Below are 25,025 nucleotides of genomic sequence, written 5' to 3'. Positions count from 1 at the left end.
GCCCTAATTAGGGCTTTTTTAATATTCAAAGCCAGTAATGGTTCATCATTTCAAAAAGTTTGACTATCATAGTGCGCAAAATTGGAGAGTATGCATGAAAAGAATTTATTTTTTAGCTATTGTGGCAGCATTAGCAGGATGTTCTGAAAAGAAGCCATTAACTCCTGAAGAACAATGGCACGGCTACTGTACCAGTATGGGGAATGCTGCGCGTTCAATTATGCTTGATCGCCAAAGTGCTATTGAAAAAAATAAGGCGATTGAGCACGCCAACAAAATTGATGATGAATTTACCAAAAAATTCATTCTGGACATTATTGAACAAGTGTACGCAATGCCTGAAGCGCAAATTAAACAAGATAAAGATGCGGCACGTGAGCAAATTAAGACGCAAATTACTGAGAAATGTTTGGTCACCCCACACGATAAATTGCCAGAGTATAAGCAGTTCTAACTTGCTCATTACGGTTAAAATTTAAATAAAAGCCTTGTGGAAAGATACATAAGGCTTTTATTTACTAGATTTTTAAGTGGAATGATTTGATATTTAAGGTCATTGAAATAGCCTAAGCATATTTTAAATATATGATTTGATAGGGTTGTAGATATAGAAAACAGTCCATTTTTAAACAATAATAAAGACAGAATAATAACAAGCAGAAGGAGTGAGATATGGAAGTAGCTGGATATTTAAATCAAGCTGATTTTCTTTTACAGGACGAAACACATTGTATGATCATATCAGGGAGTCATTATGTGCTGAGTCTTGGTGATAGAGTTTACATACAACACTCAATTGATACAGATCTGAAGCTCTATGCTGTAAAAATCTCTTTTGCCAGTGCACAACACATGATGTTGCATGAAGATGAGATTAAGATCAAATTTGAAGGTGATGAATCAGGATTAGCTGAATATTTAAAGGACACGACTGTCCACTAAGGTTGAATATTTATCTGTAGTAAAAAAAGGCAACATAGGTTGCCTTTTTTGTTTTTGAATGGCAGTTCAAAGTTAATGTGAAAAAAGCCCAAATGATCTGACTATATTGCTGTTTTTATATGCAATCGATATGAGCATCATTTAGTTAGAAAATAATGGGCATCACGAAGAAACACTTGTAGCGCATTAACTTTTAACTGGAATTTTAGTAAAATCAAGCAGTCCATATTATTTGCGTAGCTTTGTTTAAAGCAGGAATGCGTAAATAATTTTTTAAAAAAGAGGAATAACACCGTGCTAGAAGCTTACCGCCAACACGTTGCAGAACGTGCCGCACTCGGAGTCCCACCGAAGCCACTTGATGATGCTCAAACAGCTGAATTAGTTGAATTATTAAAAAACCCACCAGCTGGCGAAGAAGCATTTTTAGTTGATTTACTAGAAAACCGTGTTCCAGCGGGTGTTGACCAAGCTGCATACGTTAAAGCTGCTTTCTTAGCTGCTTTGGCTAAGGGCGAAGCGACTTCTCCATTAGTTTCTAAAGAACGTGCGGTTTACTTACTAGGTACTATGCTTGGTGGTTATAACGTAGCACCTCTAGTTGAGCTTTTAGACAATGCAGAATTGGCTAGCTTAGCTGCTGAAGCATTAAAGAAAACTCTTCTTGTATTTGATGCATTCCATGACGTTGCTGACAAAGCGAAAGCGGGTAACGAAAATGCGAAAGCAGTTCTTCAATCTTGGGCTGATGCTGAATGGTTCACTAGCCGTAAAGATGTTCCTGAAGAAATCAAACTTACAGTATTCAAAGTAACTGGTGAAACAAACACTGATGACTTGTCTCCAGCTCAAGACGCTTGGAGCCGTCCAGATATCCCATTACACGCGAATGCGATGTTGAAAAACGTACGTGATGGTATCAACCCAGAAGTTGCAGGTGAAGTTGGCCCACTTAACCAAATTAAAGAACTCATCGCGAAAGGCAACCAAGTTGCTTACGTGGGTGACGTTGTTGGTACAGGTTCTTCTCGTAAGTCTGCAACTAACTCTGTACTTTGGTTCTTCGGTGACGAAATCGCGCACATTCCGAACAAAAAAGACGGTGGTTACTGCTTAGGTTCTAAAATCGCTCCGATTTTCTTCAACACTATGGAAGACGCTGGTGCGTTACCTGTAGAGATTGACGTTGCAAACATGAACATGGGTGACGAAATCGTTCTTAAGATTGATCACTCAGCGGCTAAAGTAACTGCGTTCAAAAACGGCGAAAAAATTGCTGAATCTGAACTTAAAACTCCAGTTCTTCTAGACGAAGTACGTGCTGGCGGCCGTATTAACTTGATCGTGGGTCGTGGTTTGACTGCTAAAGCGCGTGAAGCTTTAGGTCTTGCTCCATCTACGTTATTCCGTACTCCAGTACAACCTGCTGCAACTGGTAAAGGTTTCACTTTAGCTCAGAAGATGGTTGGTCGTGCATGTGGTCTTCCAGAAGGTCAAGGTGTAATTCCTGGTACTTACTGTGAACCTAAGATGACTACAGTGGGTTCTCAAGATACAACTGGTCCTATGACTCGTGACGAGTTAAAAGACTTAGCTTGCTTGGGCTTCTCTGCTGACTTAGTTATGCAATCTTTCTGTCACACTGCTGCTTATCCAAAGCCAGTTGACGTACAAATGCAACATACGCTTCCTGACTTCATCATGAACCGTGGTGGTGTTTCTTTACGTCCAGGTGACGGTATTATCCACTCTTGGTTAAACCGTATGTTACTTCCAGATACAGTAGGTACTGGTGGTGACTCGCATACTCGTTTCCCAATTGGTATTTCATTCCCAGCGGGTTCTGGTCTTGTAGCGTTCGCTGCAGCAACTGGTGTTATGCCACTTGACATGCCAGAGTCAGTTCTTGTGAAGTTCAAAGGTAAAATGCAGCCTGGTATCACTTTACGTGACCTTGTACATGCAATTCCTTACTATGCAATCAAGGAAGGCGATCTTACTGTTGAGAAAAAAGGTAAGAAAAATATCTTCTCTGGTCGTATCTTAGAAATCGACTTGTCAGAAATGGAAACTGATTTGACTGTTGAACAAGCATTCGAACTTTCTGACGCTTCTGCTGAACGTTCTGCTGCTGGTTGTGCAATCACACTTTCTGAAGAGAAAGTTGCTGAGTACCTACGTTCTAACATCACAATGCTTAAGTGGATGATTTCACAAGGCTATGGCGATGCGCGTACGATGGCTCGCCGTGTTGAAAACATGGAAAAATGGTTGGCTAACCCATCACTTCTTAAAGCTGATGCTGATGCTGAATACACGAAAGTGTATGAAATCGACCTTGCTGACATCAAAGAACCTATCCTTTGCTGCCCGAACGATCCAGATGATGCAAAACTTCTTTCTGACGTTCAAGGCGACAAAATTGATGAAGTATTCATCGGTTCTTGTATGACGAACATTGGTCACTTCCGTGCTGCTGGTCAGTTACTTGAGAAAGTACCAAGCGGTTCATTAACAACTCGTTTATGGTTGGCTCCACCAACACGTATGGACGAACACCAGTTAATGGAAGAAGGCTTCTATAACACTTATGGCCGTGCTGGTGCACGTACTGAAATGCCTGGTTGTTCATTATGTATGGGTAACCAAGCACGTGTTGCGCCGAACACAACGGTTGTATCGACTTCTACACGTAACTTCCCTAACCGTTTAGGTCAAGGTTCTAACGTTTACTTGGCGTCTGCTGAGCTTGCATCTGTTGCTGCTGTACTTGGTAAATTACCAACTCCAGAAGAATACCAACAATATGCAGCTCAAATTGACAGTATGTCTGCTGACATCTACAAATATTTGAATTTCGACCAAATGGGCGAATATACAAATGCTGCGGATAAGGTAGATACTAAGAAAATTGCTGCTGCTCAGTTAACTTAATTAATTGATAATTAAGTTTTAATGAGTTAAAAATAAGGGCTGATTAATCAGCCCTTATTTTTTAAAATAAATACTAAGTAATTTTATTTAGAATCAGTCATTATTTTATATAGTCACTTATATATTGAGGCTAATCGGTCTACTCTACCTAATTTTTAAATGAAGAAAAATGAAGTCTGTGAAAAATATACTTAGCATTGCTATGATGGTTATTAGCTTTATAACAGTTATACATGCGGAAGAACAAATATCTTTTGATCTGGCTGGTACGTTAGAAAAGGCAAAAAACAATAACAAGCAAGGGCTCTATGATTTGGCTGTACTAAAGCAAAATGGTATGTATGGAGTTGAAAAAGATTTAAAGGGAGCTATTGAATTATATAAACGGGCATCGGCATTAGGGCATCGTTCTGCAAATCATAATTTAGGACTAATCTATTATAAAGGTGAAGGTGTTGCTGTTAATTATCCTGAGGCTGCCAAATGGTTTTCGATTGCAGCTGACCGAAAAGTTGAAGACTCTCAGCGTAATTTGTTGAGAATGTATTATTTAAAAGAAGTACCAAGAAATGAAAAAAAAGTTGAAGAAATTCTCATAGATTTAGCTGAAAAAGGGCAACAAAAAGATATCGAGAGTTTAGCAGACTATTATTATATCGATTTAGATAATATGATTTTGGCTGAGCAACCAACACTATTGCTAGCAGAAAAAGGAGTATTGAAATATCAATCAAGGATTGCAATGATATATCTTAAAAGCAATATTCAAAACCCTGATTATGTTAAAGCATATAATTGGTTTTTAAAGGCGGCAGGTAGAGGGGATTATAAGTCTAAAATTGGCTTAGCTTCACTCTATTATGGTGGGTTAGGTGTTGAAAAGAACCAAGCTGAGTCATTAAAATGGTTTAAGTCGGCATGTAGACAAAATCCTGTTGAAACCTTCAAGATTTTCAAAGAAATTGCATCTAAAAATGACTTTCAAATACCAGAATGTGAGTGATACAGTCATTAAGAAACCGTAGCCTACGACTAGAATCGAAGTAATATTGATATTAGGTAAGTTGTTTTTTTAGATAAAGAGAATGCAATAAAAATATATACAGTTTAGCTAATAAATCGTTTAATTACCTCATTATTTAGTAAGATTAAAAGTAGATCTAAGCAAATGCCTAAACAATCCCGCTTCCTCTGTATTGGTGGATTTCTTAACGGTTCTGCCGTAAAAGACCAAGGTGACAGCTTTGTATGTGTCGAAAATGGCAAACAAGTCACTTACCGAAAAATGGAAATTTTCCACCAAGACTCATGGGATCATGACTACTATGTCTGTGAAACGGCCACAGACAAACAGGCGCGAAATTGGGTTTATGATATTAAGCCTGATTAATGAACCTGATTAGTGTAAATCCAATAAATAGAGTTGTAGCTTAGTCTATTGAAAATACAGACGTTAAAAAGCCCCTTGATGGGGCTTTTTAATACTGAATTATCTTACCAATAACCCAACATCTTCCACCAAATTCCACCTAAGACTATAAAAATAACCATATTAATAATGCTCATGGCAAAACCTGCTTTCCACCATTCACCAAGTGTTGTATAACCCGAACCATAAATAATAGGGGATGTACCCGTCGCATAATGGGTCAGTGTCATCATAATGCTTGATGCTGCTGCCATAATCAGTGCAAAGAACATTGGAGGAGCACCTAATGCGATACCTGCAATGTAGAATGCTGAAAACATAGCGGTAATATGTGCAGTAGTACTGGCAAAAATATAGTGGGCGTACATATAAGCAAATAGTAAAAGCATGGAAGCTGGAACCCAGGTTAAGCCAAGCTGCCCAATGCTCGTTTGTAAAACATCAGAAAACCAAGCGATTAAGCCGAGCTTATTTAAAAAGGTGGCCATCATCACCAGTGCAGCGAACCATGTTACGGTATCCCATGCACTTTTTTGAGTTAAGACATCATCCCAAGTTAAAACACCACTAAGTAATAAAAGAGATAAACCAATAAATGCGGTTGTGGTGGGGTCTAATGTCCACATATCACCCAACAGCATTGCGGGAATACCCGCCCAGAGTAAGAGTAAAATTCCAAACACAGCAAGCATGATCATTTCGTGTAAGGTAACGGGGCCCATTTCCTTTAAACGCTCTTTGGCAAACTGAGCGGCATTGGGTGTTTTTTTAATTTCAGGCGGGTACATAAAGTAAAGTGCAATTGGCATTAACGCCAAAGCCACAATACCGGGTAACACCATGGCTAATGCCCATGTCGTCCAACTCAGCTGAATCTGGCTATTGGTGGCTTTTGCTACAAGCTCAACAACTAATGGATTCGGTGCGGTAGCGGTAATAAACATCGCCGAAGTGATGGGGTTTGAGTGGTAATTCACCAAAGCCAAATATTTACCAATTTTTCCTTCTGTACCTTTTTCAGGGTCGGAGTCAAAACTCGTTGCAATAGAGCGTACAATGGGATGGATAATTCCGCCACCACGAGCAGTATTACTTGGGGTCACTGGGGCAAGGATGAGTTCAGATAACGCGAGACTGTAGCCAATACCGATGGTTCTTTTGCCCCAAACTGCAATAAAGTAATATCCAAGTCGAGCACCTAAGCCTGTTTTTTGTAATCCTTTTGAGATCATGATGGAGATACCAATTAACCAGATCAGTGGATTGGCAAAACCACTTAATGCGTCCTTGATGGCATCACTTGGGTTATCGTTGGTTACTCGGGTAATCGCAACAAGTGCAATAGCAATAATCGAAATTGCCCCAATTGGCATGGCTTTGCCAATAATGGCAGCAATCACCCCGATGAACATGGCAAATAGAAGCCAAGCATTTGCAGAGACATCGTGTGGGACTGGGATGAAAAACCAAATAATAAGGGTAAGTGATACTGAAATTATGGTTGGTATGAGTTTAAACCCCATTGAAGCACACTCCAAAAATATAGTTATTATGTGAATAAATAATGAACATTGATTATGTTGAAGTCTAGTGTGAGTAACATATTCCCAATAAAAGATTGATTTTAATTTTGCCTAATCAGTCTTTGACGTCAATAACACCATGATGCTGCTCAATTCATTTTTTCTTTATAGTTGTTATATACATTTACTATGAATTTATCGTTTCAAATAGACAATAAAAAGCCCTGCTTTCGCAGGGCTAGTCGTATAGATATTTCTATACTCATATAAGGCTCATCTCATACTACGCCTATTAAAACATAGATCTACATAAATTGCAGTAAACGAGTTTTCGATTATTCAATCAACATTAAATCAGATGTGGTGGCAGACTTAAGCGGGCGTAAGGCAAAAGTAGAGCGCGTATGACGTATACCTTTAATTGAATAGAGTTTTTTTCTTAAAAACCGTTCATAGTGTTCAGCATTTTTCACTGCTACTTTGACTAAATAATCATAATCACCCGTCACTAAATGCGCTTCAATCACTTCAGGAATATCTGCTAAGGTTTGGCTGAATTGCTCCAAAATTTCATCATCATGTCGTTCTAAGGTGATTTCGATGAAAAATAATTCATTAATGCCAATTGCCTTCGGATTGATGTTGGCTGTATAGCCATCAATAATTTTTAGATTCTCTAAACGTTTTAAGCGTGTCCAACACGGAGAGGAGGAAAGTCCGACTTCGTCTGCCAGTTGTGCGACGGTCAATCTGCCATTTTGTCTTAAAGCAGATAAAATCTTTCGATCAATTTTATCTAGCATGTATTCTGTGCTGCTCAAAACTTACTCCACAGAAGAATCTTCTTTAAAATATAAATATACTTCATTCTTATGCTGAAATTTAAATAAATTCCTTCAAATACAGTAAACATTTGTGCAAGTTAATGATTAGACTAGAGATATAAATTATCACTGAATGGGTTAAAGGTGATAATTGAACCATTAGCACCTTTAGGGAAGGGTGACTTAAAGGTGCTAATGGTTCGTTTTTATAACTTACGATGTCATCAGATATTCAAACAATCAGTGAAAATGATCTAAAACTAAAAAATGATTGATAAAAATGCTTAAATTTTTTATGGGTTATTTTATTAAAATTTAAAAGATTTAGACTCATTGGGTTAAAGTTGTATTTTACTTGCATCTTATTGATTTTGCTGAATACACAATTCTGTAATCTATTGATTTAAAATATGAATAATCACCCTTTAATAAAGCATATGAGCCTTAAGTACCTAGTTTAGGGGATGTCGGACAGAATCATCTCGTATTAGAATGATCAGGTCTATTCAACTCGGACGGAGTTATGAATATTTCCGAAACAATAACAGATTATAAGAAGCTATTACCTGAACATCAGAACCAATATCTAGAACAACTTTTAGCATTTGACCGTATTATTTTTCCAGATACCTGTAAGCAAGAATTGCATGATTTTATGCATGATTCAGATGCGATATCTGTACAAGTTGTAGAGTATTTTGATGGTGTTCGTTTAATTGGGTATAACAGTATTCTGATATTAAAACTGACTATTCGAGATAAGAATATTTTTGTGGTGAATTCACGTGGGTCATTCTTACCGAATTATCAACGTGGCAATAAAACTGTGAATTCAGTGATTAAAGTCGCTGTACAGCACAGCATTAAACATCCGCTGATTCCATTATGGTTTGTCGTGACGATGATGCAGCCGAAAGCCTATGCCTTGCTTGCATCGTGTGCACAAAATTTTTACCCGAGAACAGATGTAGATACGCCACAGGATTATCTGGACGTACTTAAATTGGTTGCGGTACGTAAACCAGATGTACAAAAACGTCGTGAAGATATTTATGTGCATCCAAGAGTAATTCCAGAAACGACTTTAGATGAGTCGATTCATATGCATGATCAGGCGAATCAGCATATTGATTTCTTCATGCAGCACACACCAGATTTTTTTGATGGGATGGGGATGATGTGTGTCAGTAAATTGAATACTAAAATGTTAACCGAAGCCGCAATTTTAAATGCGATAGAACGCGCAGCGAGTTAATAGATGTGAGCATATTCTACTTATGCTCACATCTGTTTTTTACCTGTGAATGATGCTGAAATTTGCATACTCACTGATTTGATCAGCTGTAAGGCTATCAAGTGCATCTAAGAAAGCCACATTAAATGAACCTACAGTTTGTGCTGTTTGGTATGCTAATTGTCCTGCGACAGCAAAATGTACATGTGCGGACAAAGTGGCAATTGTAACATCGGTTACAGCACAATAAGCTGCAATTAAAGCACCAAGCGCACAACCTGTTGCAGTCACCCTTGGTTGTAGAAAGCAACCGCCATTGACTTGAATGACGCTGTTTAATTCTTTAGAGAGAATAAAGTCAGATTCACCTGAAATTGCAATACACTCAGCATGGTCTAACAAAGTCCAAGCTTGTATATAAACTTCTGCACTATCTAGTGTGCTATCTACCCCTTTACCTGTCACTTGATTGCCTGCTAATCCACTCATTTCCGAAGCATTCCCTCGGATTACAGAGGGTTGATATTGCAACAGCTCATTGGTCATTTCTGAGCGCCAAGATAAAATATTGCCATAACCCACAGGGTCAAGTACCCAAGGAACGGAAGCTTGCTGTGCTGTATTGGCAGAAATTTGCATTGCTTGCATTTGTTCCGTTGTTGGTGTACCTAAATTAATACTGAGTGCGCTACTAATCCGAGTGAAATTTTCTGCTTCGAATGGGTTATCAATCATAGCGGGCGAAGCACCACAGGCAAGTAGTACGTTGGCTACATAATTGGCAGCGACACTATTGGTAATACATTGCACTAGAGGTTGATTTGCACGGAGTTGGGTATGCGCTTCAACAATTTTCTGTAGTAATGGTGCAGTTTGATCCACTAGATTATCCTGAAGGTCAAATATTGGCTGGTTTGAAAGTGTAGACATGATGTTCACCATTCACCGTGTGAAATAGTGGTCCTGATGCTTACAATGTCGACAAAATAAAGATACGTATTCTTCGGCATCATAGTCAACGGCTAAGTCGTTGGAACCACAATACATACAGCGTTTGACTGAATAGAAATTTAAACGCGGTTCAATTTTCTTCCACGAACGCCAGACAGGTTGAAAGAAAATCCGTTCATCATAACCGAGAAATTTAAAAAATAGGATTTCACTCATTTTACTGAGCGGCATAGTGGGTAAACGAGGAAGTGTAGATGTTTCCCATTTTTCTGTGAGAGATCGTTCCCGATACTGCTGAACAGTTTTTTTGAGTAAGTTGGTATTGATGAAGTTCTCATTGCGTGGCTTTAGTGCTTTTTGTTCATATAGATATTCCAAAGCAGTTTGGATGAGATAATAAATCTGACCTACCGCGAGGGTATCCATTAAACGATAACAAAAGGCTTGAAAGCTCTGATTTCCTGCAATTTGAACTCCCCAAGATTTGCAGTAATATTGCATGAACTGAACGATTTCTTGATATAAGATCAAATACAGGGTGTTTTTAACTTCTTCAGCATCTTTAAATGGGATGCCGAGTTTTAAATTTTCGTAAAACCAATGTCTGAGTTGTTGGGTAATACTGAACAAGCTTGGTTCTGTATAACCTTCTAAACGAACATTGACATAATATTCATGCACTTCTTCTGCGAAATCTTTGGCAATTAAAATTTGGTCTTTTAACAGTTGCTTGAGCAAGGTACTTTGAAAATAATAATTGGGGGTAATGGGTTGATATTTAATTTTTTCCCAGTGAATAAATTCGTCATGTGCTGAATATTCCTGAATCTGATTATCCAGAATACTGAGTAAAAACAGTTTGTGTAGAAAGCTAAGTTGGCGCAGTTCTAGCTCTACAATCTCTTTCTTCTTGAGTTTTCGTTGTTCTTGCAGTCGCGTTTCTTGAAGTAATTTTTTACGTTTTGAAGCACAACTGTCACAGTGGCAAGTGAATTTATCTGACTGAAATACCCGATGCAGACAGTGGCTGCATTCATGAAATTGTACATCTTGATCATATTGTTCGGCTTCTACCCAATACATTGCTGCCTGACAAAGCGGACAAGTTGTGCTTTCATCCAGTTGTTTTTGCAGAATTTGGAGCAGCATGGTTAGTCATCGAATAATTGAATCAGTGCTTAAGATTATACACCGTTTAGGTGTTGTTCAGAGTTGAACTGTTAAGCATTTGTGCAAAGCTTTGCTGATGTTTTGCAAATAAAAAGAGCTACTGCTTCGAGTAGCTCTTTATTCGGTAGCAGTTAGAAAGAATTTAATAGGCTGCAGGGCAAGGCAGTGTTTCGTCATCTTCTCCGAGTTGTTTGGCATAAATTAAAGCTTTCACTTTTTTGGAAGGAATTTTTTTGCTTCCTAAAGCATCATATTGATTTAAAACGGTGCTAACCTCTTGGGCTTGTATTGCAATACCTTCACAACACATAAATGTCGCAATTACTTTGTGATCAATCCCTGCCGCGTGCAAGGTTTGCATGATTTTGATATTTTCCGTACGAATCAAATGTTCTTTGATATACATTTTGCACCTCGTTTTTATTTTGCTCATTTTATAGTGCGCTTTGCACATCTATTTACAAGCAAAAAACGTGCACAAATTGTAGTCAGTTTGAAAGATAATTCATCAAAATGTCACTCGCACAAGTGATACGAAACGGTGTGTAACTGAAATAGAGAGGTATGCGCTAAATACACTGTAATTTATGGGCTATGAGTGTCTGATTCACTTTCTGTTTTTGTTCATCGGCTAGATAATTTTGATAAGTTGTTATAGCACCAGACTGCTTCGCACTATAAATCACTGCATAAATGCGTGCACCTTGCAGAATAATTTCATATTGCCCTGTATTGCGTCCGTAATTACGTTCGTTAAAAAAAAGGTGTTGTTCATAGGGACGGTCTTCTGCCATTTCAATATTTTCAGTTTTTATATAATGCAAAGAAATGAGCTTTAAATAAGGAAAATACATCAGTTTTATTGTTTGCCCATTTTGGGCTGGGGCAACCAAAACAAAATGATGTTGTTGATCCGCTGCAAGACATTCCATGTATTGAAGAGTTGGCGCGGCAATTGCAATGGATGCAAAACTTGACAAGATGATGCCGTAAATCAGGTGTTGTATTTTCATTTTTAGCCGACATACTCGTAGAGGAGGAATAAAGCGTATAAATAAAATACATCTCCTTAAAATTATGCGCAATCGTGATTGAAATGCTGAAAATAAACACCCATATTGAATGATAAACAAGGGCAAAGATACTTGTACTGTGATGAATGATTTTACGCAATGCAAAAGTCAATGCTAAAAAGACAAATAGGAAATGATATGAACATTGCGGCAAACCCAGTGGTAGAAGCAGATCAAACTGTATATTTAAAAGACTATCAAAAACCTGTATTTCTGGTTGATTCGATCAATTTAGATATTCAGGTGTATGCAGAACACACTCAAGTGGATGCCAATTTGGTCATGAAACGCCAGACTGACGGTGATTTGGTCTTATTGGGGCGTGATTTAGAGCTGAAGTCTATAAGCTTAAATGGTCAGGTTTTAAATGCGAGCGATTACACTTTAGATAGTGAGCAGCTTGTTATCCATAATGCCCCAAATGAAGTCATCTTAGAAACATCAGTGATCATTCATCCCGAATCTAATACGCAGCTTGAAGGTTTATACCAAGCAGCATCAGATTTGTATGTAACGCAAAATGAGCCAGAAGGTTTCCGTAAAATTACATTCTATCCAGACCGTCCTGATGTTTTAGGTGTATTTACGACGCGTGTAGAGGCCGATAAAAAATATCCAGTGCTTCTAGCCAATGGTAATTTGCTCGAAACAGGTTCAGTTGGTGAAGACCGCCATTTTGCGATTTGGCAAGATCCAACCAAAAAACCAAGCTATCTTTTTGCTTGTGTGATTGGTGATTTAGCTGTTTTAAAAGATCGATACACCACCTTTGAAGGACGTGATGTCGCTTTGGAAATTTATGCTGAAGAAAAAGATATTCCAAAATGCCATATTGCGATGGAAGCTTTAAAACATTCGATGCGTTGGGATGAAGAACACTATGGTCGTCCATATGATCTAGACAATTACATGATTGTTGCCACCAGTGCTTTCAACATGGGCGCAATGGAAAATAAAGGTTTAAACATCTTTAATACTTCATGTGTACTGGCTGATGAAGAATACACAACAGACGCTGCAATTATGCGTGTGCAATCGGTGATTGCACATGAATATTTCCATAACTGGACAGGTAACCGTATTACTTGCCGTGACTGGTTCCAATTATGTCTAAAAGAAGGCTTAACAGTTTTTCGTGATCAATCTTTTTCGGAAGATTTGCAATCGGCAGCTGTGCAACGGATTGATGATGTGGCGGTACTCAAAGCACATCAATTTCCAGAAGATTCGGGCCCATTGTCTCATCCACCGCGTCCTGACCATTTTGTAGAAATTAATAACTTTTACACAGCCACTGTATATGAGAAAGGGGCTGAAATTAACCGCATGATGGCGACCTTATTAGGAAAAGAAAAATTCCGTAAAGGCACAGATGAATATTTCTGCCGTCACGATGGTCAAGCTGTAACAGTTGAAGATTGGGTTGCTGCTTTAACTGCGGGTTCAGGTGTTGATTTGTCAAATTTCCTGACTTGGTACAATCAACCAGGTACGCCAAAACTTGAAGCGACAGGTGAGTATGATGCTGCGGCACAAACCTATCGTTTGAGTTTTAAGCAAAGCCTTAAAGCCCATGCGAAATACCCGAACTTAAAAGCAGTTCCGATTCCTGTGGCACTGGCATTATTTAATGCGGAAACAGGTGAACAATACACGCTACAATCTGATGCATTATTTGAGAATAGCGTGAAAGATGGTGTGTATTTATTCGATCAAGAACAAGCGAGCATTATCTTTACAAATGTAACAGCGAAACCTGTTGTGTCTTTACTACGTAATTTCTCTGCACCAGTCAATCTTGAATTTAACTATTCAGATGAAGAATTGGCGTTCCTGATTCAGTATGAAACCAATGGCTTTAACCAATGGCAGGCAACACAAACTTTGTTAGAGCGTGTTTTATTGAATGATCACGATGTAGCAATTTATGTTCAAGCCATTAAAAATACGTTGCCAGCACTTGTCGAAAAAGATCCTTTACTGGCTTCTCGTTTGTTTGATGTACCAAGCGAAGGTTACTTGGGCAGTCGTATTGATGAAAACTATAATCCTGAGGTAATTCAAGAAAAGCGTAATGCATTGTTAAATACCTTGGCACGTGAATTAGGTCAATTTTGTAAAGAAACATATTTGGCTTTAGACCCTGACTTGCAAAAAGATTTTTCACAAGCAATGGGTGTGCGTGCATTGAAAAACATCATGTTGATGATGTTGGCACGACAAGGTGATACGGAAGTATTTGATTTGGCTTACCGTCAATATACCAGTACGACCAATATGTCTGAGCGTTTAGGGGCTTTACGTGTTTTAGTCTGGAATGATGCACCACAAGCTTCAACTGCGCTCCAAGACTTTTATACGCGCTTCAAAGATGAAGCACTTTCTCTTGATCAGTGGTTTACAGTGCAAGCATCAAATCCGAATGCAACTGCGGAAAGTATTCAAACTTTGATTAATCATCCAGATTATGATTTGGGAGTACCAAACCGAATTCGTGCTGTGAGTGGTGGGTTAAATAGCAACCCTGTAAATACTTGGAGCTTTGGTGTTGACCATTTTGTAGATTTAGCTAAGTATTTAGACGAAAAAAATCCAATTTTAGGTTCACGTTTATTACAGGTTTTATCTCGTTGGTATACTTTAGCCGAACCTCAACGTTCAGATGTACTGGCATCTTTAGAAGCCTTAAAGCCACAAGTGAAATCTAAAAATGTGGTGGAAACTTTAAACAGTATGCTGAGCATCTGATAAAAAATTCTAGTGTTTAAGCTGGTTCAGGCTATTTTTCAGCAATGGAAAATAGCCTTTTTATTGCATTTATTTAAATCATTTAAAAAATCCCTCGATGCAGAGGGATTTTTTAACTTTAGACTTTTACAACAAGAACTGGAATAGGGGATTGAGTAAGTACGGCTTGTGCAACACTACCTAGCATCATCTTTTTGAAACCAGTACGACCATGTGAGCCCATAATAATTAAGTCAGCACTAACTTCATCTGCAATTTGGATAATGCCTTCTGCGGCGGAAACGCCACGAATTACTTTAGTGTCGACCTCTATTTCATCTCGAATGAAGGATTGTTTAATGTCTGCCAAACGCTTTTGGGCATTTTCTTCTGCTTGCATGAAATAATCGGTAATTGCTGGAGCAACTTTGTAAAAGTCGACGCCGACAAAGGGGTCGACAGCCACGACACACATGACCGTTACGCGACAATTCAGGAGTTTTGCTAAAGAAAGTGCTTGCTCAACAGCCGTATATGAGATTGGAGATTCATCGACAGGTACTAAAATATGTTGATAAGTCATGGGGCACACCTTCGATTATGATTATAAAAAACTTAGCTTTCTGCATTTGTAAAATTTAAAAGTATCCTTAAAAGATACTTCTATAAGCACCCACCTAAAAGTAGGTGCTCGATTTATTGGCTTATTCTTTTACAATTAAAACAGGCAGATGCGTACCACGAAGTACATCTTGTGCAAAACTACCAAGTAAAAACTTTTGGAAGCCTTTACGACCATGTGAACCCATCACAATTAAATCAGATTTTTTCTCTTCAGCAGCTTGCACTACACCTTCAGCAGAAACTTGTCCTTTAATGATTTGTGTTGTTGGCTCAACACCTTCTGCTTGAGCAAAAACAATGGCTTCTTTTAGGGCTTTTTCAGCATTGGCATAAGCTTGTACAAAGTATTCTTTCATAATGGCAGAAGAATAATAAAAGTCGACTTCTGTAAAAGGATCTTCTGCAACAAGACTAATCAAAGTCAATTCGCTGCCAAATGCTTTCGCAATAATCGCGGCTTGTTTAACTGCGGAAAATGAAATTGCAGAGCCGTCTACTGGAACTAAAATATGTTGGTAAGACATCGGATTTACTCCTGTTGTTTATCATTATTGCTACTTATTTATAGATAGCACATAGTCGGATTGTGATCAATTTATAAAATGAAAAAACAGCGTAAATTCATTCAATTAATTAGAGATTTTTAATCTTTCTCAAGGCTTTCTAAAAGCTAGTAAGTTGAGTGTTTTTATCAGATTTATCAGGAAAGGCTTAATCAAAATGGAATGGTTTTTTTCATTTTTTATGATCGAGTATTATTTTTTCGCTAAAATACGCTTGCTGAAAAAGATTCTTTAAAACACATCATTATGAAAATATTTAAAAACTGTGGAATTGCTCATGTATAAAAAGACAATTTTTATCATTTTAAGCTGTATTTTGGTGTTGTTAACGGCATGCCAAAATACTCAAAAAAGTAGCAAAGTTATTGCACGAAGTTTTAATACGGCCACAGAAATACAGAAAAGAATGTTGGATAAACATGCACCTAAAAATGTGTTGATCTATTCAAATATTGAGTATCTAAAAGATCCAAAATTAGGACTCGATCTATATCAACCTGAAAATATTGAAGAACTGGGTTTAAGACCGACAATTATCTGGATTCATGGTGGGGGATGGATTTCTGGTTCAAAAGAAAATGCTCGTGGATACTTTAAGTTGCTTGCTGCACAAGGTTTTAATATTGTATCAGTCGAGTACCAATTTGCCCCTCAAGTGATTTATCCTAATCAGTTATTGCAAATAAATCGGGCACTTAAGTTTATTAGTAAGCATGCTGAGGGCTATCATATTGATGCCAATCAACTTTATATGGCAGGTGATTCAGCAGGTGCTAATTTAGCAAGTCACTACGCAGCGTTGCTTACAAATCCTCAATTTGCCCGAGAATCAAATTTTGTACCTGCAATCCAACCGCAACAGTTGAAAGGATTAATTCTACATTGCGGTATTTACGATATAGCATCTTTTGTGACGACAGCACCTGATGAGCATAAAATTATAGAATGGGGTATTTATAGCCTCGTTAAGGCATACACAGGGGAGCGTAAGGACGATGGCGCTTTCTTAAATGAAATATCGCCAATAAAGCATCTAACTGCAAATTATCCTCCAGTATTTATTAGTGGAGGTCATAAGGACTTTTTAACAGAGACTCAATCTGTTCCTTTCGTTGCTGCATTAAAGCAGCATGAAATACCTGTAACTGCTGTGTTTTATCCTGAAAGTAAAGAGCCATTAGTTCATGAGTATCAATTTTTTATGGGGTTAAAAGCCAGTCAGCAAACTTTTGATCAAACCATTTCTTTTATAGAACAATTCAGTAATTTGGATGCCTCATCGTAGAAAAACTCTATAATCCGTATCTATGAACTGTTAATCTGCATCCAGAAAATTTGGTGAAGTAACACAAGCATGAATGTCCTACTGTTAGCTTATGCCATGTTGGCTTTGGCAATTGTTTCTGAAGTCACGGGTTCGGCATTTTTAGTGAAATCTGAGGGTTTTACAAAATTAGGACCTAGTTTATTGGTCGTCGTGTTTTATGTCGTTTCTTTTTATTTGTTATCGCAAGTAATCAAAACTATTCCTTTGGGAATTGCTTACGCAATTTGGGGTGGTGTTGGTATTGTATTGACGGCTTTAGTCGGTTTTTTTGTATTTAAACAAACTTTGGATTTACCTGCTTTAATTGGAATCGGCATGATTGTGGGTGGAGTAATTGTTATGAATGTTTTCTCAAACTCAATTGGGCATTGATACGAAATAATATAAAAAAAGCATACAAAATATGTATGCTTTTTTTATTAGACAGAGCTTATTTTTTGATGTTCAATTTCATAATAAATGCAACGGCAAAACCAAATAGTAGCCCCCAAAATGCAGAACCAATGCCAAAAAACTGAACGCCTGAAGCACTAAATAAAAAAGTCATCAATGCAGCTTCACGATCAGAAACATCATGAAAAGCCAGTGCTATGTTGTGGCTAATGGTTCCAAATAGTGCAATTCCAGCTAAGGCCACAATAAAAATATGTGGAAAAGACATTAAAAGGCTAGTGAGGGTTGCAGCAAATAGCCCCATCAAAACATAAAAAAATCCACAACTAATACCCGCAATATAGCGCTTACTTGGGTCTGGATGTACTTGATCGTCTAAGCTCACTGCTGCACTAATGGCTGCAATATTGACACTATAACAACCAAAAGGTGCCAGTAGCGTTTGAATGAGTCCTGTGCCACCAATTAATTGATTGACATGAGGTTGATAGCCATAACTTTTAATCATGGCAATGCCGGGTAAATATTGCGAAGCCATGTTAATGACAAATAGTGGAAGTGCAAGACCTAAAATCGCAGACCAAGTAAAGTCAGGTGTCATCCAGACAGGTTGAGCCATACTCCATGTAACAGTAGGGGGATGGAAGTCCAAAAACACGGGGCACAAGGCAATCGCCGCGATCACTGTTAATACGATGCTATAGCGAGGTGTAAGTTTTTTTGCAACGATATAAACGGCTAATAAGGATAGAATAAATTCCCAATCAGTTTTAAGGCTGGCAAAAAGTTCGATGCCGAATTTTAACAGTACGCCGGCCAACATTGCGCTGGTTAGACTTTGTGGAATAAGCGTTAGAATTTTTTCAAAAATGCCTAAATAACCTAAAACCGCAGTAATTAAACCACAAACCAGAAAAGCACCGATGGCTTCATTTAAGCTATAACCACTGCCTGTGGCAATGATGAGCGCTAGACCAGCGGTAGACCACGCAGTCGACACTGGGTATTTTAGTTTCCATGATAGAAACATGCCCACCAGACCAATACCAAGCCCTAAAGCCCAAAACCATGAGGTAATATGTTCGGTACTTGCACCTAAAATTTGAGCTGCTTGAATGATCAACACCGCAGATACACTGATCCCAATTAAAAATGTAATGAAACCAGCGAAGACTGCGGGAATAGAAAAATCTTGAATGAGTTTTTGCATGTATCCGTACTTATTCTATTTTGACCAAAAGTTTAAATATAGGTCTTGCATCATACGCTTAAGCTATATTGGGGAAAAGTAAATATCTTAAAATTATACGATATTTCACGTTTTAAAGATCATTATTGAAATTTCTTCAACTACAGTGTTGAAAATGCCAATTTCATGCCAAAGCCTAAAAAAGCAAATCCAACGATTGCTACAGCAACTGAAGTGAGGCGATAACGCTGGTTGAAAAATGCTGCAAAACGTACGCCAGAGAAAATCAGAATACTTAAATAAAGCATACTAATGATCTGTAAAATAACAGACATCAGGGTAAAGCTAATCGCTGGGTATGCATAGTTCGGATCGACAAATTGAACGAAGAAAGACAGATAAAACAAAATCGCTTTAGGATTCAGAATACTAATGGTCAAAGCGGTACGATAGGGCTGAGCCTCTTTATAGGTGAGCTGAGTATTGGAACCCTCTAAAGCCTGAGCAGTAGTTCCTTTCCAAGTTCGTATACTTGCAATGATAAGTCGGCTACCCAAATAGGATAAATACGCTGCGCCAACCACTTTTAAAATGATAAATAGCCATGGGAAACTATGTAATAAAGAAGCAGCACCGAAGATGGTGCAAAGTATCAGAATGAGATCGCCAGTAAAAACGCCTAAAGCAGCAAGATAGCCTATCCGTGTTCCAAAACGCGATGCAATGGACATGACATATAACGAATTTGGACCTGGAAGAATAACAATTAAAATTGTTCCAATAATATAGGTACTGAGATCCGTAATGCCAAACACAATATACTCATTATAAAAAGCTCATTTTGCTATTATAACCAAATGAGCTTAAAGTTTGCGCACTTATGGTGCAGAATTTTTAAGCTTGAATTTCAGCATCCAAACCGAATGATTGACGTAATAAAGTACTCAATTGTTCACGTGCTTTAATAAAGCCATCAATGCCGCCTTGCAGCAATTGGAAGGCCATTAGATCATGTTCTAAATGGTCTTTAAACATAGCTTTATCAAGAATGACTGCTTGTTCAGAACTGCTTGTAATTTGGTTTGGGTCGAGCTGAAGTTGTACTTCACGGGTATCAAGTTCTAATTCAGCCAATAATCCAGGAGATACAGTTAACAAATCACAACCTGCTAAACCAAGGACTTGATCGATGCTACGGAAACTTGCCCCCATAATTTCAGTTTGAATGTTGTGTTGTTTGTAATACTGGTAAATTTGTTTTACAGAGAGTACGCCAGGGTCTTTTTCTATAGGATAGTTTTGTACATTCTCGGCTTTTTTGTACCAATCCAAAATACGACCTACAAATGGAGAAATTAAAGTCACTTTAGCATCAGCGCAAGCTTGAGCTTGATGTAAACCAAACAATAAGGTGAGGTTACAATGAATACCTTCAGCTTCAAGCACACGAGCTGCTTGAATACCTTCCCAAGTAGATGCGATTTTGATCAGAATTCTGTTTTGATCAATACCATAAGCTTTATAAAGTGCTAAAAGCGCTTTGGCTTTGGCGATGGTTGCTTCGGTGTCATAAGATAATGAAGCATCCACTTCGGTTGAAACACGGCCTTCAATCAGTTTAAGAATTTCTACCCCAAATTTTACAGTCAGAATATCAATGGTACGTTCAATCAATTCATCAGAAGTATAGCCTTCTTGCTTTGCTTGATCATACGCAGCTTCAATTAAAACTTTATTTTCTGGTTGATTGGCTGCTGCTGTGATTAAAGAAGGATTGGTCGTTGCATCGAGCGGACGAAATTTTTGAATTGCCGCTAAGTCACTACTATCAGCAACGATGGTTGTCATCTTTTTTAATTGGTTTAACGCATTTTGTGTCATTGAAATCTATTTCTTAAAAGTTATACCCGTCATTAAGTTATACCACAAACTTTACTTAGCCCAAGCAAAATCAGGGCTTCGAGTACATTTAATTCGTATTTTTTTTGTTGTTTCGAATATGTTCAATCAAAAACCGAGCTGCCGCACCAAGCTGACTTTCACGGCTCCAGACTAAATCAACCGAATATTCAAATTTGGGTGAGAAATCTTGGAAATTCAGGATTTTTAATTGTTGTTGTAATGCTGGATTTTCATTGAGCATTTCATACGGGAGTACACCCCAGCCTAAATTTTGCAAAATCATGGCACATGAGGAGTGATGATTATCTGTACGCCAATAATTTTTAGAAAAAAGTAATTCAGGCTTTAAACTTCGGTCACGACTGGCCACAACAATTTGCCGACTTTGTAATAATTGTTCATAGCTTATTTTTTCATGTTGAGCGAGAGGATGTTGTTTCGATGCGACTGCAATAAGCGTTTCTCGTTTGAGCTCTACAAATTGTTCACCACTTTGTAATTGTTCACGCTCAAACATTAATGCTAATTGTGCAGATTGATCGAGCAGCATTTGCAATGCATCTTCTTGAGGTGCCGAAAAAATGTTGATTTGAAGTTCAGGAAAACGTTGCTCGAGTAGCAAAATATAGTCCGTCCAATGCGTATGGAGTAATTCAGAAACCACCACAATGTTTAAATTCGATTCTAGGCCACCAGCTAAGGCAAAGGCATGTTGTTTCCATTGATTCATTTCAATGAGAAGCTGTTGAGTCTTCTCATATAAAGTCATGGCTTGTGCAGTTGCAATTGGTTCACGACCTTGACGGCTGAAAAGCGTAAGATCTAGATCAATTTCAAGATTCGCAATAGACATGCTAATCGCAGAGGGAACTTTACCCAGCTTTCTTGCGGCTGCTGAAAAAGAACCAGTTTCAATGACGGTTTGAAAAATAAGCAGTTGATCTTGGTTTATATTCATTGGCGTGTATTTTGCTTAAGTTACTAAAAAAAGCTTCATGGTGAACCTTTCAAAAATATTGAAAGAATCTAACTCGATTAATCAATATCATAAACATAAAATATCAAACATCTAAGACAAAGAGTATTTTTAAATGTTGATTTCCAAGAGAAGGATTGTTCATGCGTTAAGCTATGAGATCATCCTGTTGGTCATCATTGCCATCGCATTAAGTTTTATTTTTAACATGCCCATGGAAGTGACGGGAAGCCTAGGAATAGCTATGGCAATCACTTCCGTATTTTGGAACATGATTTTTAATCATTTTTTTGAAAAGTTTGAGCAACGCCGTAAATTGCAACGTACTGTTGGCGTTCGTATTATGCATGCGATTGGATTTGAAGGTGGTTTAATGTTAGCCACTATTCCAATGGTGGCGTATGCAATGGACATAACCATCTGGCAAGCCATATTATTGGATCTGAGTTTGACCATGTGTATTTTGGTATATACCTTTATTTTTCAATGGTGTTATGACCATATTGAAATGCGATTAGGGTATTCTCCTATTCAGCAGTCCTAAGAAGTAAAAAAGCCACAAATAAGTGGCTTTTTTATGTATGGACTCTGAATCTCTTAACAGCAAACTCATTACAAAAATAAAAATATTGCATTATTTTGATCGTTTGACGATGGATAAATAATTGATGCATCTAAAGTTGGATCTCAGCTAGATTAAATAGCTTGGTAATCATATTTCAAATGCGATTTTAGTCTTTTAAATGATCTATCCTATAATCTTTAAAAGGTCGAGTGGTATCTCAGCTTTGATTTTTAAATAAAGAAATCCAAAATAATGATAAAAGAGTATGCAGATGGATTGGACTTACTTATTGCAACATTACGGTTATTTTACCGTCGTCATTGGTTCTTTTTTCGAAGGTGAAACGATACTCATGCTCGGTGCTTATGCCGTACATCAGCATGTTCTCAATTTTTGGCTGTTGATTGTTTCTGCAATGATTGGGGGTTTTATTGGTGATCAGTTGTATTACCAAATTGGGAAACGATATGGATATGACTTTATTGACCAGCATCCAAAATTAAAACTGAGATTTCAAAAAGCCAGTGTATTAATTGAAAACTATCCAACCTTAAGTATTTTATTGATGCGTTTTGCTTGGGGCTTAAGAACAGTTCTTCCTATGATCATTGGGATTAAGCAATACCCAGTTTTGCGTTATATGGCAATCAATCTATTGGCTTGTTTTATTTGGGCATTTGTTATTGTAAGTGTTGGTTTGCAAGTCTCGCATTGGTTGCATCTGTTCTGGCAAGCGCTAGTCCAACATGACGAATATTCAGCCTTGATCATTGTCGCAGTGATTACCTGTATCTTATTGGTTCGTTTTCTCTTTTGGATGGTTTCATTCCTTAAACAATCTAAAGATCATTGAGTTTGCTACAAATAGATCATGAAGTTGAGAGTTAATTGAAGTCTCAGAGGGAAAAAAAGCACCTCCGTAGAAGTGCTTTTTTAGAGGGGGTAAGTCAATTATTTTTCAACAATTGCTGTTACACCTTGACCACCCGCCGCACAAATCGAGATGAGTACGCGACCAGAGCCTTTTTGGTTAAGAAGTTTTGCAGCCGTTGCTAAAATGCGTCCACCTGTTGCCGCAAATGGGTGACCTGCTGCCAAAGAAGAACCTTTAACATTGAGTTTGTTACGGTCAATTGAACCTAAAGGTGCAGCTAAGCCTAAGCGATCTTTACAGAATTGTGGATCTTCCCATGCTTTTAAAGTTGAAAGCACTTGTGAAGCAAAGGCTTCATGAATTTCGTAATAGTCAAAATCTTGCAGAGTAATACCAGCACGTTCAAGCATGCGAGGAACTGCGTAAGCAGGGGCCATTAATAAGCCTTCTTTTGGTCCATTCTTGCCAATGAAGTCTACTGCAGCAGTTTCAGTAAAGGTTAAATAAGCCAGTACTTCATGACCGTTGGCTTTTGCCCATTCTTCAGAGGCAAGTAACACACAAGATGCGCCATCGGTTAATGGGGTAGAGTTACCCGCAGTCATGGTACGCGCATCGCCTTTACCAAAAGCAGGTTTAAGTTTAGCCAGTTTCTCAACTGTAGAATCAGCACGTAAGTTGTTGTCACGTTCTAAACCTAAAAATGGTGTGATCAGGTCATCAAAGAAACCTTCTTCATAAGCCTTCGCCATTTTTTGATGTGAAGAGGCTGCAAGTTCATCCTGTGCTTCACGCGAAATACCCCATTCCAATGCTGTAATCGCCTGATGATCGCCCATTGATAGACCAGTACGTGGTTCACCATTTTTAGGGGCATCCATCAAATCTTTTAGGTTAATTTTGGTTAAGGCTTTTAAACGGTCTTTCCCTGTTTTTGCGATATTGAGCTCAAGCAATGCCTTACGTAAACCATCACCAAAAGCAATTGGCGCATCTGAAGTGGTATCTACGCCACCAGCGATACCCACTTCAATTTGTCCCAAGGCAATTTTATTCGCAACTTGGAAAGCTGCTTGTAAGCCTGTTCCACATGCTTGTTGCAAATCATAAGCAGGAGTTTCAGGTGCTAAAGCAGTATCTAGCACACACTCACGAGTCATATTGAAGTCACGACTATGTTTTAACACTGCGCCTGCGACTACTTCACCTAGGCGCTGACCTTGAAGATTATAACGTTCAACAAGACCATTTAATGCTGCAGTAAACATATCCATGTTTGATGCTGTGAAATAAGCACCATTCGAACGAGCGAATGGAATACGGTTACCACCAATAATTGCAACGCGGCGAGGAGTATTTTGACTCATAATTTTTTCCTGTTGGACAGAAGTTTGAGTTGTAGATTCAGTTTTAGTTGTACTAGGTGCTGCTTTTTTGCGAGGCGAAGAAGTTGCACGTGTACGTGTTGTTTTAGTCGTTGGGGTTGCAGACGTAGAAGCTGTGTCAGTTGTTTTGCGTGTACGAGTACGTGCTTTTGATGTATTTGACACAGTTTCTGCCACAGAATGATCGACTGCTGGATTATCTTGAGTTGTTTTGCTCATAAGGCTTTTCCAAGCATGTTACAGTATTCTTGAGGTGTACATTAACACAATACAGCATAGCTCGAATTGACTACAATGACATTGCAGAATACATTCAGGTCAAGTCATCACTAGATTAACTCAAGTATGATTCAACGGAAACTGATGGGTCTATTGAAATCTACGTCTTTGACATGATATTGAAGTTAAACAGTAGTTTAA

General features: G+C 38.1%; 24 protein-coding genes. 11 read left to right on the top strand and 13 right to left on the bottom strand.

The annotated features are described in order from the left end of the window. Window positions 1–94 precede the first annotated feature (94 nt). The 5 genes from I593_RS04405 (at window position 95) to I593_RS04385 (ending at window position 5,266) form a co-directional block, all read left to right on the top strand. Entirely contained in the window at window positions 95–454 is a 360-nt protein-coding gene (locus tag I593_RS04405) for a hypothetical protein (RefSeq protein WP_016166365.1), read from the top strand. Between the two features lie 218 nt (window positions 455–672). Beyond that, the gene (locus tag I593_RS04400) at window positions 673–942 is read left to right on the top strand and encodes a hypothetical protein (protein WP_016166364.1); all 270 of its coding nucleotides are present in this window, start codon (window positions 673–675) and stop codon (window positions 940–942) included. Between the two features lie 294 nt (window positions 943–1,236). Continuing rightward, window positions 1,237–3,876, top strand: coding sequence for a bifunctional aconitate hydratase 2/2-methylisocitrate dehydratase (locus I593_RS04395; protein ID WP_016166363.1), 2,640 nt, complete (start codon window positions 1,237–1,239; stop codon window positions 3,874–3,876). Between the two features lie 169 nt (window positions 3,877–4,045). Then, complete coding sequence (locus I593_RS04390; protein WP_051195102.1) at window positions 4,046–4,879, top strand: tetratricopeptide repeat protein; 834 nt, start codon at window positions 4,046–4,048, stop codon at window positions 4,877–4,879. Window positions 4,880–5,044: 165 nt separating this feature from the next. Further along, entirely contained in the window at window positions 5,045–5,266 is a 222-nt protein-coding gene (locus I593_RS04385; RefSeq protein ID WP_016166361.1) for a hypothetical protein, read from the top strand. 104 nt (window positions 5,267–5,370) lie between these two features. Here the strand turns inward: I593_RS04385 and I593_RS04380 are convergent, their stop codons facing one another. Both I593_RS04380 and I593_RS04375 read right to left on the bottom strand, forming a co-directional pair. Beyond that, window positions 5,371–6,828 carry a DASS family sodium-coupled anion symporter gene (locus I593_RS04380; RefSeq protein ID WP_016166360.1) on the bottom strand — a complete coding sequence of 486 codons (1,458 nt, stop codon included), beginning with the start codon at window positions 6,826–6,828 and terminating at the stop codon, window positions 5,371–5,373. A 335-nt stretch (window positions 6,829–7,163) separates the two neighbouring features. Next, the gene (locus I593_RS04375; protein ID WP_026441074.1) at window positions 7,164–7,649 is read right to left on the bottom strand and encodes an Lrp/AsnC family transcriptional regulator; all 486 of its coding nucleotides are present in this window, start codon (window positions 7,647–7,649) and stop codon (window positions 7,164–7,166) included. Between the two features lie 526 nt (window positions 7,650–8,175). On the opposite strand from I593_RS04375, the gene I593_RS04370 reads away from it, so the two are divergent. Then, entirely contained in the window at window positions 8,176–8,907 is a 732-nt protein-coding gene (locus tag I593_RS04370) for a hypothetical protein (RefSeq protein WP_016166358.1), read from the top strand. Window positions 8,908–8,946: 39 nt separating this feature from the next. Here the strand turns inward: I593_RS04370 and thiM are convergent, their stop codons facing one another. The 4 genes from thiM to I593_RS04350 all read right to left on the bottom strand — a co-directional run bounded on the left by thiM (window position 8,947) and on the right by I593_RS04350 (window position 12,020). Further along, entirely contained in the window at window positions 8,947–9,816 is an 870-nt protein-coding gene (thiM, locus tag I593_RS04365) for a hydroxyethylthiazole kinase (RefSeq protein ID WP_035302188.1), read from the bottom strand. Window positions 9,817–9,828: 12 nt separating this feature from the next. Then, window positions 9,829–10,986 carry a hypothetical protein gene (locus I593_RS04360; protein ID WP_016166356.1) on the bottom strand — a complete coding sequence of 386 codons (1,158 nt, stop codon included), beginning with the start codon at window positions 10,984–10,986 and terminating at the stop codon, window positions 9,829–9,831. Window positions 10,987–11,149: 163 nt separating this feature from the next. Beyond that, window positions 11,150–11,413 (bottom strand): hypothetical protein, encoded by a 264-nt coding sequence (locus tag I593_RS04355; protein WP_016166355.1) that lies wholly within the window; start codon window positions 11,411–11,413, stop codon window positions 11,150–11,152. Between the two features lie 163 nt (window positions 11,414–11,576). Continuing rightward, entirely contained in the window at window positions 11,577–12,020 is a 444-nt protein-coding gene (locus I593_RS04350; protein ID WP_016166354.1) for a hypothetical protein, read from the bottom strand. Window positions 12,021–12,218: 198 nt separating this feature from the next. Between I593_RS04350 and pepN the strand changes: the two genes are divergently transcribed. Beyond that, window positions 12,219–14,828, top strand: coding sequence for an aminopeptidase N (gene pepN, locus I593_RS04345; protein ID WP_016166353.1), 2,610 nt, complete (start codon window positions 12,219–12,221; stop codon window positions 14,826–14,828). Window positions 14,829–14,946: 118 nt separating this feature from the next. On the opposite strand, the gene I593_RS04340 is transcribed toward pepN, so the two are convergent. Next, on the bottom strand, window positions 14,947–15,390 hold the full coding sequence (locus tag I593_RS04340; protein ID WP_016166352.1) for a universal stress protein: 444 nt from the start codon (window positions 15,388–15,390) through the stop codon (window positions 14,947–14,949). A gap of 121 nt (window positions 15,391–15,511) precedes the next feature. Continuing rightward, the gene (locus I593_RS04335) at window positions 15,512–15,955 is read right to left on the bottom strand and encodes a universal stress protein (protein ID WP_016166351.1); all 444 of its coding nucleotides are present in this window, start codon (window positions 15,953–15,955) and stop codon (window positions 15,512–15,514) included. A gap of 316 nt (window positions 15,956–16,271) precedes the next feature. Between I593_RS04335 and I593_RS04330 the strand changes: the two genes are divergently transcribed. After that, window positions 16,272–17,279 carry an alpha/beta hydrolase gene (locus I593_RS04330; RefSeq protein ID WP_016166350.1) on the top strand — a complete coding sequence of 336 codons (1,008 nt, stop codon included), beginning with the start codon at window positions 16,272–16,274 and terminating at the stop codon, window positions 17,277–17,279. Window positions 17,280–17,348: 69 nt separating this feature from the next. After that, the gene (locus tag I593_RS04325; protein ID WP_016166349.1) at window positions 17,349–17,693 is read left to right on the top strand and encodes a DMT family transporter; all 345 of its coding nucleotides are present in this window, start codon (window positions 17,349–17,351) and stop codon (window positions 17,691–17,693) included. A gap of 58 nt (window positions 17,694–17,751) precedes the next feature. Here the strand turns inward: I593_RS04325 and I593_RS04320 are convergent, their stop codons facing one another. The 4 genes from I593_RS04320 to aceR form a co-directional block, all read right to left on the bottom strand. Beyond that, entirely contained in the window at window positions 17,752–18,924 is a 1,173-nt protein-coding gene (locus I593_RS04320; RefSeq protein ID WP_016166348.1) for a benzoate/H(+) symporter BenE family transporter, read from the bottom strand. Between the two features lie 140 nt (window positions 18,925–19,064). After that, window positions 19,065–19,718: a leucine efflux protein LeuE gene (leuE, locus tag I593_RS04315; protein WP_016166347.1), complete on the bottom strand. Its 654-nt coding sequence runs from the start codon at window positions 19,716–19,718 to the stop codon at window positions 19,065–19,067. Between the two features lie 79 nt (window positions 19,719–19,797). Next, complete coding sequence (tal, locus tag I593_RS04310) at window positions 19,798–20,784, bottom strand: transaldolase (protein WP_016166346.1); 987 nt, start codon at window positions 20,782–20,784, stop codon at window positions 19,798–19,800. Window positions 20,785–20,872: 88 nt separating this feature from the next. Next, window positions 20,873–21,763 (bottom strand): HTH-type transcriptional regulator AceR, encoded by an 891-nt coding sequence (gene aceR, locus I593_RS04305; RefSeq protein WP_016166345.1) that lies wholly within the window; start codon window positions 21,761–21,763, stop codon window positions 20,873–20,875. Between the two features lie 133 nt (window positions 21,764–21,896). On the opposite strand from aceR, the gene aceI reads away from it, so the two are divergent. Together aceI and I593_RS04295 are read left to right on the top strand one after the other, a co-directional pair. Beyond that, window positions 21,897–22,325, top strand: coding sequence for a chlorhexidine efflux PACE transporter AceI (aceI, locus tag I593_RS04300; RefSeq protein WP_016166344.1), 429 nt, complete (start codon window positions 21,897–21,899; stop codon window positions 22,323–22,325). A gap of 292 nt (window positions 22,326–22,617) precedes the next feature. Beyond that, entirely contained in the window at window positions 22,618–23,199 is a 582-nt protein-coding gene (locus tag I593_RS04295) for a DedA family protein (protein WP_016166343.1), read from the top strand. Window positions 23,200–23,297: 98 nt separating this feature from the next. Here I593_RS04295 and I593_RS04290 read toward each other — a convergent pair whose 3' ends face one another. Further along, window positions 23,298–24,824, bottom strand: coding sequence for an acetyl-CoA C-acetyltransferase (locus tag I593_RS04290; protein ID WP_016166342.1), 1,527 nt, complete (start codon window positions 24,822–24,824; stop codon window positions 23,298–23,300). Between the last annotated feature and the right edge of the window lie 201 nt (window positions 24,825–25,025).

This window comes from Acinetobacter tandoii DSM 14970 = CIP 107469 (assembly GCF_000400735.1).
Lineage (GTDB): Bacteria > Pseudomonadota > Gammaproteobacteria > Pseudomonadales > Moraxellaceae > Acinetobacter > Acinetobacter tandoii.
The sequence above is the reverse complement of the archived record's forward strand: the minus strand, read 5'-3'. Positions and strand labels throughout refer to the sequence as shown.

Bases quoted from the DNA above. Each gene is read 5' to 3' on its own strand.
- I593_RS04405 (WP_016166365.1), top strand. From the start codon at position 95: ATGAAAAGAATTTATTTTTTAGCTATTGTGGCAGCATTAGCAGGATGT.
- I593_RS04400 (WP_016166364.1), top strand. From the start codon at position 673: ATGGAAGTAGCTGGATATTTAAATCAAGCTGATTTTCTTTTACAGGAC.
- I593_RS04390 (WP_051195102.1), top strand. From the start codon at position 4,046: ATGAAGTCTGTGAAAAATATACTTAGCATTGCTATGATGGTTATTAGC.
- I593_RS04385 (WP_016166361.1), top strand. From the start codon at position 5,045: ATGCCTAAACAATCCCGCTTCCTCTGTATTGGTGGATTTCTTAACGGT.
- I593_RS04380 (WP_016166360.1), bottom strand. From the start codon at position 6,828: ATGGGGTTTAAACTCATACCAACCATAATTTCAGTATCACTTACCCTT.
- I593_RS04370 (WP_016166358.1), top strand. From the start codon at position 8,176: ATGAATATTTCCGAAACAATAACAGATTATAAGAAGCTATTACCTGAA.
- thiM (WP_035302188.1), bottom strand. From the start codon at position 9,816: ATGTCTACACTTTCAAACCAGCCAATATTTGACCTTCAGGATAATCTA.
- I593_RS04360 (WP_016166356.1), bottom strand. From the start codon at position 10,986: ATGCTGCTCCAAATTCTGCAAAAACAACTGGATGAAAGCACAACTTGT.
- I593_RS04355 (WP_016166355.1), bottom strand. From the start codon at position 11,413: ATGTATATCAAAGAACATTTGATTCGTACGGAAAATATCAAAATCATG.
- I593_RS04350 (WP_016166354.1), bottom strand. From the start codon at position 12,020: ATGAAAATACAACACCTGATTTACGGCATCATCTTGTCAAGTTTTGCA.
- pepN (WP_016166353.1), top strand. From the start codon at position 12,219: ATGAACATTGCGGCAAACCCAGTGGTAGAAGCAGATCAAACTGTATAT.
- I593_RS04340 (WP_016166352.1), bottom strand. From the start codon at position 15,390: ATGACTTATCAACATATTTTAGTACCTGTCGATGAATCTCCAATCTCA.
- I593_RS04335 (WP_016166351.1), bottom strand. From the start codon at position 15,955: ATGTCTTACCAACATATTTTAGTTCCAGTAGACGGCTCTGCAATTTCA.
- I593_RS04330 (WP_016166350.1), top strand. From the start codon at position 16,272: ATGTATAAAAAGACAATTTTTATCATTTTAAGCTGTATTTTGGTGTTG.
- I593_RS04325 (WP_016166349.1), top strand. From the start codon at position 17,349: ATGAATGTCCTACTGTTAGCTTATGCCATGTTGGCTTTGGCAATTGTT.
- I593_RS04320 (WP_016166348.1), bottom strand. From the start codon at position 18,924: ATGCAAAAACTCATTCAAGATTTTTCTATTCCCGCAGTCTTCGCTGGT.
- tal (WP_016166346.1), bottom strand. From the start codon at position 20,784: ATGACACAAAATGCGTTAAACCAATTAAAAAAGATGACAACCATCGTT.
- aceR (WP_016166345.1), bottom strand. From the start codon at position 21,763: ATGAATATAAACCAAGATCAACTGCTTATTTTTCAAACCGTCATTGAA.
- aceI (WP_016166344.1), top strand. From the start codon at position 21,897: ATGTTGATTTCCAAGAGAAGGATTGTTCATGCGTTAAGCTATGAGATC.
- I593_RS04295 (WP_016166343.1), top strand. From the start codon at position 22,618: ATGGATTGGACTTACTTATTGCAACATTACGGTTATTTTACCGTCGTC.
- I593_RS04290 (WP_016166342.1), bottom strand. From the start codon at position 24,824: ATGAGCAAAACAACTCAAGATAATCCAGCAGTCGATCATTCTGTGGCA.